At 58.9% G+C, this 12,500-nt stretch carries 12 protein-coding genes; 8 read left to right on the forward strand and 4 right to left on the reverse strand.

What is annotated here, in order from left to right:
- Positions 1–123 precede the first annotated feature (123 nt).
- The gene (gene lpxM / locus ACJ8QF_RS13205; protein ID WP_004932345.1) at positions 124–1,092 is read left to right on the forward strand and encodes a lauroyl-Kdo(2)-lipid IV(A) myristoyltransferase; all 969 of its coding nucleotides are present in this window, start codon (positions 124–126) and stop codon (positions 1,090–1,092) included.
- A gap of 49 nt (positions 1,093–1,141) precedes the next feature.
- On the opposite strand, the gene ACJ8QF_RS13210 is transcribed toward lpxM, so the two are convergent.
- From ACJ8QF_RS13210 to ACJ8QF_RS13220, 3 genes are all read right to left on the reverse strand, one after another.
- Entirely contained in the window at positions 1,142–2,023 is an 882-nt protein-coding gene (locus ACJ8QF_RS13210) for a leucine-rich repeat domain-containing protein (protein WP_049186199.1), read from the reverse strand.
- Between the two features lie 85 nt (positions 2,024–2,108).
- On the reverse strand, positions 2,109–3,551 hold the full coding sequence (gene pyk / locus ACJ8QF_RS13215; protein WP_004932339.1) for a pyruvate kinase: 1,443 nt from the start codon (positions 3,549–3,551) through the stop codon (positions 2,109–2,111).
- A gap of 189 nt (positions 3,552–3,740) precedes the next feature.
- Positions 3,741–4,613: a MurR/RpiR family transcriptional regulator gene (locus tag ACJ8QF_RS13220; RefSeq protein WP_004932335.1), complete on the reverse strand. Its 873-nt coding sequence runs from the start codon at positions 4,611–4,613 to the stop codon at positions 3,741–3,743.
- Positions 4,614–5,060: 447 nt separating this feature from the next.
- Here ACJ8QF_RS13220 and zwf point away from each other — a divergent pair, with 447 nt between their 5' ends.
- The 4 genes from zwf (at position 5,061) to mdtI (ending at position 8,569) form a co-directional block, all read left to right on the forward strand.
- On the forward strand, positions 5,061–6,536 hold the full coding sequence (gene zwf / locus ACJ8QF_RS13225) for a glucose-6-phosphate dehydrogenase (protein ID WP_028127476.1): 1,476 nt from the start codon (positions 5,061–5,063) through the stop codon (positions 6,534–6,536).
- A gap of 154 nt (positions 6,537–6,690) precedes the next feature.
- Positions 6,691–7,332, forward strand: coding sequence for a bifunctional 4-hydroxy-2-oxoglutarate aldolase/2-dehydro-3-deoxy-phosphogluconate aldolase (locus tag ACJ8QF_RS13230; protein WP_004932329.1), 642 nt, complete (start codon positions 6,691–6,693; stop codon positions 7,330–7,332).
- Positions 7,333–7,884: 552 nt separating this feature from the next.
- Complete coding sequence (mdtJ, locus tag ACJ8QF_RS13235) at positions 7,885–8,253, forward strand: multidrug/spermidine efflux SMR transporter subunit MdtJ (RefSeq protein WP_100395680.1); 369 nt, start codon at positions 7,885–7,887, stop codon at positions 8,251–8,253.
- Positions 8,240–8,569, forward strand: a complete 330-nt coding sequence (mdtI, locus tag ACJ8QF_RS13240) for a multidrug/spermidine efflux SMR transporter subunit MdtI (protein WP_004932324.1) — start codon at positions 8,240–8,242, stop codon at positions 8,567–8,569. Before mdtJ ends, mdtI begins: the two co-directional genes overlap by 14 nt.
- A gap of 63 nt (positions 8,570–8,632) precedes the next feature.
- Here mdtI and ACJ8QF_RS13245 read toward each other — a convergent pair whose 3' ends face one another.
- Positions 8,633–8,977 (reverse strand): RidA family protein, encoded by a 345-nt coding sequence (locus tag ACJ8QF_RS13245; RefSeq protein ID WP_004932322.1) that lies wholly within the window; start codon positions 8,975–8,977, stop codon positions 8,633–8,635.
- A 133-nt stretch (positions 8,978–9,110) separates the two neighbouring features.
- Between ACJ8QF_RS13245 and ACJ8QF_RS13250 the strand changes: the two genes are divergently transcribed.
- The 3 genes from ACJ8QF_RS13250 (at position 9,111) to ACJ8QF_RS13260 (ending at position 12,499) form a co-directional block, all read left to right on the forward strand.
- A complete protein-coding gene (locus ACJ8QF_RS13250) occupies positions 9,111–11,027 on the forward strand; it encodes an ATP-dependent DNA helicase (protein ID WP_442537573.1) in 1,917 nt (638 codons plus the stop codon).
- Between the two features lie 79 nt (positions 11,028–11,106).
- The gene (tsaB, locus tag ACJ8QF_RS13255; protein WP_154871183.1) at positions 11,107–11,808 is read left to right on the forward strand and encodes a tRNA (adenosine(37)-N6)-threonylcarbamoyltransferase complex dimerization subunit type 1 TsaB; all 702 of its coding nucleotides are present in this window, start codon (positions 11,107–11,109) and stop codon (positions 11,806–11,808) included.
- Positions 11,809–11,908: 100 nt separating this feature from the next.
- A complete protein-coding gene (locus ACJ8QF_RS13260; protein ID WP_004932312.1) occupies positions 11,909–12,499 on the forward strand; it encodes a Slp family lipoprotein in 591 nt (196 codons plus the stop codon).
- The last annotated feature ends 1 nt before the right edge of the window (position 12,500 follow it).

Raw genomic sequence — 12,500 nt, forward strand, 5'->3', positions numbered from 1 at the left:
CCGTTAATTTCATCGGCCTGATTGCGGGCCGATGCTGTTTTATCTGGGCGGTTCGCGGTTGTTAATTGCAAAATCGGTGCTGGCAATTATGATTAGCCGAATCGCTAAGCCAAGAGCATGTGCATGCAAAACGAGAAGAAATCGAACGTAGAGTTCATTCCGCAGTTTCAAAAAGCCTTTTTATATCCGCGCTACTGGGGCGTGTGGTTGGGAACCGGTCTGATGGCCGGCATTTCGCTGGTGCCTGCGCGCCTGCGCGATCCGGTGCTGGGTGCGGTTGGCAAACTGGCCGGCAAGCTGGCGAAGGGCGCGCGCCGTCGTGCCCGCATCAACCTGCTGTATTGCTTGCCGGAATTGCCGGAAAGCGACCGTGAGCACATTATCGACCAGATGTTCGCCTGCGCGCCACAGTCGATGGTGCTGATGGCGGAGCTGGCCTGCACCAAGCCCGAGAAAGTGCTCAAGCGCGTGCGTTGGCACGGTGAAGAGGTGTTGGACAAGATCCGGGCGGAAGGGCGCAACGTGATTTTCCTGGTGCCTCACGGCTGGGCGGTGGATGTGCCGGCGATGTTGATGGCCGCGCGCGGCCAACCGATGGCGGCGATGTTCCACAACCAGCGCAATCAGCTGATCGACTACCTGTGGAACGCCGTGCGTCGTAAATTCGGCGGCCGCATGCACGCACGCAATGACGGCATCAAACCGTTTATCAGTTCGGTTCGCCAGGGATATTGGGGTTACTATCTGCCCGATCAGGACCACGGCGCTGAGCACAGCGAGTTTGTCGACTTCTTTGCCACCTATAAGGCGACGTTGCCGGCGGTCGGGCGGCTGATGAAGGTATGCCGTGCGGCGATCGTGCCGTTGTTCCCGGTGTACGACGGCAAAACCAGCATGCTGGATATCTATATTCGCGAGCCGATGGACGATCTGGCCGAAGCGGACGATCCGCGCATTGCCCGCCGCATGAACGAAGAGGTTGAGAATCTGGTGGGCCCGAACCCGGAGCAGTACACCTGGATCCTCAAACTGTTGAAGACGCGCAAAGAAGGGGAGATTGAACCCTACTCGCGCGACGATCTGTATCGTTAATCCTTTCTACCGCTAACGCCGGCAGGGCCACAACCTGGCCGGCGTCTCTTCAGATGTGCACCCTACAGCCGCGAGCCCGCAGGATGTCGACGATTTTAGGTATGTGGGTGAAATCATTCCAGCGCAGATCCAGCTTGCGCAGCCGGCTCAGTTCACCGAGGCTTTCCGGCAGGTCGCTCAGGCGGTTGGCGCGCAGATCCAGGCTTCTCAGCGCCGTCAGCTCACCGATATTTTCCGGCAGGCGCGTCAGCTGGTTGAAACGCAGGTTCAACTCGCTCAACCGCGGCAGCCGGCAGAAGGCTGCCGGCAGTTCGGCGATGGCGTTGCTGGCCGCGTCGAGTATCTCAAGCTCGCCGAGCAGAGCCATTTCCGCCGGCAGCGTGGTCAGGGCATTTTTCATGATATGCAACTCGCGCAGCGCGCGCAGCTGCCCGATTTCGGCGGGCAGGCTGCCGATGCGGTTGTTGTATAAACGCAGCTCCTGCAACGCCGCCAGATTCGGTATTGCCTGCGGCAAGGCGGTCAGTTGGTTATCGGTCGCGTTGAGGTAAACCAACAGCTGCAGTTGCGCCAGCGCACGCGGCAGGTCGCTAAAGCCGTTATCGCTCAGGTAGAGGTATTTCAGCCGGTGCAGTTGCCCCAATGTTTCAGGCAGTTCGCTGGCGCGATTGTGACCGAAGTCGAACATCTCAAGCTGTTGCAACAGGCCAATCTCCGGCGGCAGGCGGTCGAGCTGATTGCAGGAGATGTTCAGCACCTGCAGGTTGCGGTGTTGCAAGATGGAGGCGGGGAAGGCCGTCAGCTGATTGTCGTACAGGCTGATTTTGCGCAGCGCGTGGCCGGTTAGCTGCGATTCGTCGAGCTGCGTCAGACCGCGCCCATCGAGATCGAGCGCATCACCGGTCGAGGCTGGATTGCGTTGGTGGAGCATGGCGTTCTCCGTCGTTTATGGCAGTGTCAGAGCAAAAAAAATGCCGGCCAACGTGAGCCGGCCGGCATGTCGTCTGCGGCGTGGATTACTCGACGCGCAGGATACGGCTGGTATTGGTGGTGCCGACGGTTTCCATCACGTCGCCCTGGGTGACGATCACCAGATCGCCGGAGACCAGGAAGCCTTTGTCACGCAGGCGATTGACGGCTTCATTGGCGGCGATCACGCCGTCTTTGTGGCTGTCGAAATACACCGGCGTCACGCCGCGATACAGCGCGGTCAGGTTGAGCGTGTGCTCATGACGCGACATGGCGAAGATCGGCAGGCCTGAGCTGATGCGCGACATCATCAGCGCAGTGCGGCCGGATTCGGTCATGGCGATCAGCGCGGTGACGCCCTTCAGGTGGTTGGCGGCATACATCGAAGACATGGCGATCGCCTCTTCGATGTTGTCGAACTGTACGTCCAGGCGGTGTTTGGAAACGTTGATGCTCGGGATCTTCTCGGCACCCAGACAAACGCGCGCCATCGCCGCCACGGTTTCCGCCGGGTATTGGCCAGCGGCGGTTTCCGCCGACAGCATGACAGCGTCGGTGCCATCCAGCACGGCGTTGGCCACGTCCATGACTTCGGCGCGGGTCGGCATCGGGTTGGTGATCATCGACTCCATCATCTGGGTCGCGGTGATCACCGCGCGGTTCAGGGTGCGGGCGCGGCGGATCAGTTTCTTCTGGATGCCGACCAGTTCCGGATCGCCGATTTCTACGCCCAGGTCGCCACGGGCCACCATCACCACGTCGGAGGCCAGAATAATGTCGTCCATCGCTTCGTCGGTGCACACCGCTTCGGCGCGCTCAACCTTGGACACGATCTTGGCGTTGCAGCCGGCATCGCGCGCCAGGCGGCGGGCATAGTTCAGGTCTTCACCGGTACGCGGGAAGGAGACCGCCAGGTAGTCGACGCCAATCTTGGCGGCGGTCACGATGTCCGCCTTGTCTTTTTCGGTCAGGGCTTCGGCCGACAGGCCACCGCCGAGTTTGTTGATGCCCTTGTTGTTGGACAGCGGGCCGCCGACGGTCACTTCGGTAAACACTTTCATGCCCTGAACTTCGAGCACTTTCAGCTGAACGCGGCCGTCATCGAGCAGCAGGACGTCGCCCGGCACCACATCGGCTGGCAGGCCTTTATAGTCGATACCGACTTTTTCTTTATCGCCTTCGCCTTTTGACAGGTTGGCGTCCAGCAGGAATTTATCGCCCACGTTGAGGAAGATTTTGCCTTCCTTGAAGGTGGATACGCGAATTTTCGGCCCTTGCAGATCGCCGAGGATAGCGACGTGACGCCCCAGCTTGGCAGCAATTTCGCGTACTTTGTCAGCGCGAGCCTGATGATCTTCCGGGCTGCCGTGGGAGAAGTTAAGCCGAACTACGTTGGCGCCGGCGGCAATGATCTTTTCCAGATTATTGTCGCGGTCTGTAGCCGGACCCAGGGTGGTAACGATTTTGGTTCTTCTGAGCCGTCTGGACATGTATTACTCCGTTGACTGGTGAAGCAAATATTGGTGTTGCGATAACGTCGGATAACGAAACCAGGCGTGAAATGTAATTTTACAACACTGATATTTCACCCGGGTTACCCGTATGAGCATGTTAACAGGGTACCGCCTCTGATGCCGTCATTCAAATGTCTGTTGAACGGCGATTTTTTCTTCGTCGGGTCACGAATCAAAACTGTTGGGAATGACCACGCCTTTATCAAAGCGCGATTCTTTGAGCGCTTCTTTGACCCGCTTCAAGTTATCTCTGAATTTAGCCCCTCGGCGCAAGGTAAATCCGGTGGCGAGCACGTCAATGAGCGTTAATTGCGCGATCCGCGACACCATCGGCATGTAAACGTCGGTGTCTTCGGGCACGTCGAGCAGCAGGGCCAGGGTCGCCGCCTGGGCGAGCGGGGTGTCGCGCGAGGTGATAGCCAGTACCGTGGCGTCGTTCTCCCGCGCCAGGTGGGCCATCTCCACCAGATTCTTGGTGCGGCCGGTGTGTGAGATCAGCACCACCACGTCGCCTTCGCTGGAGTTCATGCAGCTCATGCGCTGCATGACGATGTCATCAAAGTAGACCACCGGAATGTTGAAGCGGAAAAATTTGTTCATTGCATCGTGCGCCACCGCCGCGGAGGCGCCCAGCCCGAAGAAAGAGATCTTTTTTGCCTGGGTGAGCAGGTCAACCGCACGATTGATTGCGGCAATATCCAAATTTGCCTTTACTGTATCCAGGCTGGCCATTACCGATTCGAAGATCTTGCTGGTATAGGAATCGACGCTGTCATCTTCCTCAACGTTACGGTTTACGTAGGGCGTGCCGTTAGCCAGGCTTTGGGCGAGATGCAGTTTGAAATCGGGAAAGCCTTTGGTATCAAGGCGGCGGCAAAAACGGTTGACGGTAGGTTCGCTGACGTCGGCCATGCGCGCCAGCGTGGCGATGCTGGAGTGAATGGCGGTCTGCGGGGAGGCCAGGATCACCTCGGCGACTTTCCTTTCAGATTTGCTCAGGAGCTCCAGATGGCTCTGGATTTTGTCCAGCGTATTCATATAACGAGAGTCACTCATGGTTTTATCCCTGTGGCTTTCAAGCAACAGTGTCGAATTTCGCCCGTGTTCGCCGTGCAAGCAGACGCCAAACGAGCGGCTGTAACCTGGAATCGATAGGGTATGTCGATTTCAAACAAAGGAGAAATCAATGCCGGTTTAGTGAAAATATACTACGTGCTGGTAACCGTTGGCAGTCTCGACACGGCGTATGCAGGGTTTTTTCACCAGAATATGACCTGTGTCTAACTTTCATAATGGTAACAGAGCGTCAAAAAAGACGAAAAATTACAGTTTTGCCCGTGGTGAGGGCGTTGGCGTACATTGGCGCTTTCCACTGGAATCTTGAGGCCTTTTTTTCTGCTTTGCTCCGGGTTTGCTGGCCGTAGTTAAACAGAGTACATTAGTAATGTAAGAAAATTACAAATATCCTGCAACGAGGAGATGAACATGGCGGTAACCTCTACAGCCCAGGCGTGTGACCTGGTTATTTTCGGCGCGAAAGGTGATTTGGCGCGCCGTAAACTGCTGCCTTCCCTGTACCAGTTAGAGAAAGCCGGACACATCCACCCGGATACGCGGATCATCGGCGTCGGCCGCGCGGAGTGGGATAAACAAGCCTATACCGAAGTGGTCAAGGAAGCGCTTGGCACCTTCATGAAGGAAAAACTGGATGACGAACTCTGGGCTACGCTGAGCGCGCGCCTGGACTTCTGCAACCTGGACGTCAACGACAGCAAGAACTTTACCAAACTGGGTAAAATGCTGGATCAGAAGCACCGCACCACCATCAACTACTTTGCCATGCCGCCAAGCACCTTCGGCGCCATCTGCAAAGGGCTGGGCGAAGCCAAGCTGAACCATGAGCCGGCTCGCGTTGTGATGGAGAAACCGCTGGGCACCGATTTGGCGTCCTCACGCGTGATCAACGATCAGGTGGCGGAGTTCTTCAACGAATCCCAGGTTTACCGTATCGACCACTATCTCGGCAAAGAGACAGTGCTGAACCTGTTGGCGCTGCGTTTCGCCAACTCGCTGTTCGCCTCCAACTGGGATAACCGCACCATCGATTCGGTGCAGATCACCGTAGCGGAAGAGGTGGGCATCGAAGGGCGTTGGGGTTACTTCGACCAGGCCGGCCAGATGCGCGACATGATCCAGAACCACCTGCTGCAGATCCTGACCATGATCGCCATGTCGCCGCCGGCGGATCTGACCACCGACCGCATCCGCGACGAGAAGGTGAAGGTGCTGCGCTCGCTGCGCCGCATCGATCAGACCAATGTCCGGGAAACCACCGTGCGTGGTCAGTACACCGCCGGCTTCGTCCAGGGCAAGAAAGTGCCGGGTTATCTGGAAGAGGAAGGGGCGAACAAGAGCAGCAGCACCGAAACCTTCGTCTCTATCCGCGTGGATATCGACAACTGGCAGTGGGCCGGCGTGCCGTTTTACCTGCGTACCGGTAAACGTCTGCCGACCAAATGTTCGGAAGTGGTGGTGTACTTCAAAAACCCGCCGCTTAACCTGTTCAGCGATTCTTACCAGCAGTTGCCGCAGAACAAGCTGACCATCCGCCTGCAGCCGGACGAAGGCATCGAAATTCAGGTGCTGAACAAGGTGCCGGGGCTGGATCACAAGCACCGTCTGCAGACCACCAAGCTGGACCTGAGCTTCTCGGAAACCTTCAACCAGGAGCACGTGGCGGACGCCTATGAGCGCCTGCTGCTGGAGACCATGCGCGGCATTCAGGCGCTGTTCGTGCGCCGCGATGAAGTGGAAGAAGCCTGGAAGTGGGTCGACTCCATCATGGACGCATGGAAAGCCGACAACGAGGCGCCTAAGCCTTACCAGGCGGGCACCTGGGGGCCGGTGGCCTCGGTGGCGATGATCACCCGTGACGGCCGCTCCTGGAACGAGTTCGAATAATGCGTAATGCCGGCAGCCTGTCTGCCGGCTTTTTTTTGCCTGCGATCTGCGCGTGGGCCACATCACTTACGGTACGGCCGGACGTCCGCGCATTTGTGCGGAGCCCTGTGGCAGGGGCGTGCCATTGTTAACCGCGAGTAATGGAGAAATAACGATGAAAAACTGGAAAACCAGCGCCGAGCAGATCCTGACGGCGGGGCCGGTGGTGCCTGTTATCGTGATCAACAAGCTGGAGCAGGCGGTACCGCTGGCGAAAGCGCTGGTTGCCGGCGGCGTGCGGGTATTGGAGGTGACGCTGCGCACCGCCTGCGGGCTGGAGTCTATCCGCGCTATCGCCGAAGAGGTGCCGGAGGCGATCATCGGCGCCGGTACGGTGATCAACCCGCAGCAACTGCGGCAGGTGACCGAAGCCGGGGCGCAGTTCGCCATCAGTCCAGGGCTGACCGAGGCCTTGCTGCAGGCGGCGACGGCGGGACCCATCCCGCTGATCCCGGGCATCAGCACCGTGTCTGAACTGATGCAGGGCATGGATCACGGTCTGCGGGAATTCAAATTCTTCCCGGCGGAAGCCAACGGCGGCGTGAAGGCGCTGCAGGCGATCGGCGGCCCGTTCCCGCAGGTGCGTTTTTGCCCGACCGGCGGCATTACGCCAAACAATTACCGCGATTATCTGGCGCTGAAAAGCGTGCTTTGCATCGGCGGTTCCTGGCTGGTGCCGGCGGACGCGCTCGAAAAAGGCGACTATGCGCGCATCACTGAACTGGCGCGCAGCGCCGTCAGCGGCGCCGCGTTGTAACCCGCGCCAGGCCTGGGGTTGGCGCTTATTTGCTCACCCGCGGATATCGCAAGGCTCAACGCTCCGTTGAGCCTTTTTTAATTTTTATCGCGATTAACTTTCTTATTTTTAACCCGTTTTTTTCTGCTTTTTGATGAAAACGGCAGTTTGCTTTCTTATTTTGGCTGTGGTAAAAATATCTCAGTTGAAAATTTTACTTTTATGAGGATATTGGGCAAATCGCACGGTGTGCGGCTGATAATAGAGAACTATTATGATGACTATTAACGGAACTACCCTCAGAACCTCTACGTGCCAACTCTTCCTGTCTGCGATCCTTGCCAGTGAGCATCACTGGTGCAGCGAGCTATAGCGTCTTTCTCCCTTAACCGGTGCAGGTAGCGGGCTTAGGCCTTCGCTCTACCGTTCAGCCGGGCAAACATTCTTTTTGCGTTTGGGTCAGTTTATCCCCAGGGATCTCTGCGTCTTGCGCGCCGTACTGCGGCCGTTCGACGAGATAAATCGGGATAAATATGCCTTGGCGCGCGTTATTCGCCGTTTGGGAGAAAAATTATGATTTATTGGATCTTTTTAGGTTTGGCCATCATGACCGAAATCATCGGCACCTTGTCGATGAAATACGCCAGCGTCAATGGCGGCATGATTGGGCATATCGTGATGTACGTGATGATCACCGCGTCTTATGTGTTGCTGTCGGTGGCGGTAAAACGCGTGGCGTTGGGCGTGGCTTATGCGCTGTGGGAAGGTATCGGCATTCTGTTCATCACCCTGTTCAGCGTGCTGTGGTTCGACGAACCCATTTCGGCGCTGAAAGTACTGGGCCTGGCTACGCTGATCGCCGGCATCATGCTGGTGAAATCCGGTACCCGCAAAGAGCGAAAACAGGCCAGCCCGCGAGGTGACAACCATGCAACAGTTTGAGTTGTACCACATTGGGTTCCTGGGGCTGGCCATCGTGCTGGAAATCATCGCCAACATCTTCCTGAAGATGTCGGACGGCTTCCGTAAAATTTGGCTGGGATTGCTGTCGCTGCTGTCGGTGCTCGGCGCGTTCAGCGCCCTGGCGCAGGCGGTGAAGGGCATCGATCTGTCGATCGCTTATGCGTTGTGGGGCGGTTTCGGTATCGCCGCCACCATCGCCGCAGGCTGGATCATGTTCGGCCAGCGGTTGAACGCCAAAGGTTGGATTGGCCTGGCGTTGTTGCTGGCGGGGATGGTGATCCTTAAACTGTCCTGATAGCGGGCAATAAAAAACCGCAGGCGTTGCCGTCTGCGGTTTTTTTTTCGTCTGCGCTCAGGCTTACAGCGCGGCGATGATTTTGATTTCCACTTTATATTTCGGATTCATCAGCTGCGCCTGCACGGTGCAGCGTACCGGCGCGCTGCCGGCGACGACCCAGGCGTCCCAGGCGGCGTTCATCGCGGCGAAGTCGGCGGTATTGGCCAGGAAGATGGTGGCATCCAGAATACGGCTTTTGTCCGACCCTACACGTTCCAGCAGCACGTCGATGGCTGCAAGAGCGTTGGCGGTCTGCGCGGTCGCGTCATCGTCCAGGTTCTCCGGCACGCTGGTGTAGTAAACGGTCTCGTTGTGCACCACGGCTTCGGACCAGCGCTGATCGGGATCAATTCTTTCGATATTCATTTGCTTATCTCCATATCATAGTCCCGCTAAGGGTAGCACAGCCGGTGATGAAAAAGCGCGGCGATAAAGTGGGTGGTAGCCGGGCGGCAGGCTTGGCATAATCACCGCTGAATGACACCGGCAGAGAGACAGCGTGACAGACGATTTTGCAACAGACGGCGCATTGGCGCAGGCTATCAAGGGATTCAAACCGCGTGAGCCGCAGCGGCAGATGGCGCAAGCCGTTACCGAAGCGATCAATTTCAAGCAGGAGCTGGTGGTGGAAGCCGGCACCGGCACCGGCAAAACCTTCGCTTATCTGGCGCCGGCGTTGCGCGCCGATCGCAAAGTGATCATCTCGACCGGTTCGAAAGCGTTGCAGGATCAGCTGTATGCGCGCGATCTGCCCACCGTCGCCAAGGCGCTGAAGTACAAAGGCAAGCTGGCGCTGCTGAAGGGGCGCTCCAACTACCTGTGCCTGGAGCGGCTGGAGCAGCAGTCGATGGCCGGCGGCGAACTGGCGGGGCAGACGCTGATCGATTTGGTGCAGCTGCGCAAGTGGTCGTCGCAGACCAAAGAAGGCGACATCAGCACCTGCAGCGAAGTGGCGGAAGACAGTTTCGTCTGGCCATTGGTAACCAGCACCAATGACAACTGTCTCGGCAGCGACTGCCCGCTGTATCAGGATTGCTTCGTGGTCAAAGCGCGCCGCCGCGCGATGGATGCGGATGTGGTGGTGGTGAACCATCACCTGTTCCTGGCGGATATGGTGGTGAAAGAGGGCGGTTTCGCCGAGCTGATCCCGGAAGCCGAGGTGATGATTTTTGATGAGGCGCACCAAATCCCCGACATCGCCAGCCAGTATTTCGGCCAGCAGCTCACCAGCCGCCAATTGTTGGATCTGGCGAAGGACATCACCATCGCCTACCGCACCGAGGTGCGCGATGCCGCCCAACTGCAAAAAAGCGCCGACCGTCTCAGCCTGAGCACGCAAGATTTTCGCCTGAATCTGGGAGAGCCGGGTTTTCGCGGCAATCTGCGCGACGTGCTCGGGGAGCCGAACGTGCAGCGCGCTTTGTTGCTGCTCGATGACGCGCTGGAGCTGTGTTACGACGTGATGAAGCTGTCTCTGGGGCGTTCGGCGCTGCTGGACGCCGCCTTTGAGCGCGCCACGTTGTACCGCGCGCGTCTCAAACGCCTCAAGGCGGTGACGGAACCGGGCTACAGCTATTGGTATGAGTGCAATTCGCGCCACTTCGTGCTGGCGCTGACGCCGCTGACGGTGGCCGACCGGTTCCGCGAAATGCTGGACGAGAAGCCGGGCAGCTGGATCTTTACCTCGGCCACGCTGTCGGTCAACGATCAGCTGGGCCACTTCACCGAACGCTTGGGGCTGACCAAGGCCAAAACGCTGCTGCTGCCGAGCCCGTTCGACTATGCCAAACAGGCGTTGCTGTGCGTGCCGCGCTTTTTGCCTTCGCCGAATCAGCCCGGCGGGGCGCGCCAGCTGGCGCGCATGCTGCGGCCATTAATCGAAGCCAACAACGGCCGCTGCTTCTTCTTGTGCACCTCGCACCAGATGATGCGTGAGCTGGCGGAAGAGTTTCGCGCCACGATGACGCTGCCGGTGCTGTTGCAGGGGGAAACCAGTAAAGGCCAGCTGTTGGCGCAGTTCGTCGCCGCCGGTAACGCGCTGCTGGTGGCGACCAGCAGCTTCTGGGAAGGGGTGGACGTGCGCGGCGATGCGCTGTCGTGCGTGATCATCGATAAGCTGCCGTTTACCTCACCGGACGATCCGTTGCTGAAGGCGCGTATTGAAGATTGCCGCCTGCGTGGCGGCGATCCGTTCAATGATGTGCAGCTGCCGGATGCGGTCATCACCCTGAAACAGGGCGTCGGCCGTTTGATTCGCGACACCGGCGATCGCGGCGTGCTGGTGATTTGCGATAACCGTCTGGTGATGCGCCCTTACGGCGAGGTGTTCCTCAATAGCCTGCCGCCCACGCCGCGCACCCGCGATCTGAAGCAGGCAATCGCCTTCCTGCAGGCCGCCGACACGTCGGCCACGTGAAAGATGAAGGGCTTACGGGGCTGTGCTACAATGCGCGCCCTGTATGAAAAACCCAGTTTTATTCCCGCCAGAGGTTGGCATGTCCACGCGAATTTTAGCGATCGATACCGCGACGGAAGCCTGTTCCGTCGCCGTCTGGAATCAAGGCGAAATCCACGCCCTGTTTGAGCTGTGCCCACGCGAGCATACGCAACGAATTTTACCTATGGTGCAGCAGGTGCTGGCGGAATCCGGTCTGGCGCTCAACCAGCTCGATGCGCTGGCCTTCGGCCGTGGCCCCGGCAGCTTTACCGGGGTGCGCATCGGTATCGGCATCGCTCAAGGCCTGGCGCTGGGCGCCGATCTGCCGATGATCGGCGTTTCCACGCTGCAAACCATGGCGCAGGGCGCCTGGCGCGTCAGCGGCGCGGAGCGTGTGCTGGCGGCGATCGATGCGCGCATGGGTGAAGTTTACTGGGGGCAGTTCGAACGCCAGGCGGACGGCCGCTGGTTGGAAAGCGAAAGCGAGGCCGTGCTGTCGCCGGCGCAGGCGCTGGAGCGTGCGCAGCGCCTGCAGGGCGAATGGGCCCATGTTGGCACCGGGTGGCAAACCTACCCCGATCTGGTCAACGGTTCCACGCTGAGCGTGCGCGATGGTCAGATGCTGTTGCCGCAGGCGGAAGACATGCTGCCGCTGGCACTGCAGGCCTGGCAAGAAGGGCTGGCGGTAGCGGTGGAAAACGCCGAGCCGACCTATCTGCGCAATGAAGTCACCTGGAAAAAACTGCCGGGCCGCGACTGATCGCGGCGTATTGTGCTGATGTTGATGCCGGGCGATGAGGGGTTGCAACTTGAACGATGAAACGCGGTCAAAGTTACAGCCATTTCAGGAGATTGCGACCATGTTAATCCGCACTGCAAGTAAAAAGCTGTCGCTGCTGGCCGTCGCCTGCGGCGCACTGGTTTTATCCGGGTGCGTCACCGTACCGGATGCGATCAAAGGCTCCAGCCCTACGCCGGTGACTCAGCTTTCCTCGGTACAAAATGCACCCAACCTGTTTACCGGCGCGGAAGCCCGTTTCGGCGGCACCGTGGTAAACGTCGCCAACGAACAAGGGCGCACGGTGCTGGAGATTGCGGCGGTGCCGCTCGACAGCGGTGCGCGGCCGATACTGGGCGAACCGTCGCGCGGCCGCTTGCTGGCCACGGTAAACGGCTTCCTCGAACCGGTCGATTTCAAAGGCCAGCTGGTGACCGTCGTCGGCGCCATTACCGGTCTGAAAGAGGGGCGAATCGGCATGACGCCGTATCGCTTCGTGACGATGAACGTGACCGGTTTCAAACGCTGGCATCTGGTGCAGCAGGTGGTGATGCCGCCGGCGCCGATGGGCCCTTGGGGCTGGCGCGGAGGTCCGTGGGGACCCGGTTGGGGCGCAGGCTATGGCTGGTACAACCCTGGCCCGGCACAGGTGCAAACCATCGTAACCGAGTAGC

It is taken from the genome of Serratia sp. CY81684 (assembly GCF_052166595.1).
Lineage (GTDB): Bacteria > Pseudomonadota > Gammaproteobacteria > Enterobacterales > Enterobacteriaceae > Serratia > Serratia nematodiphila.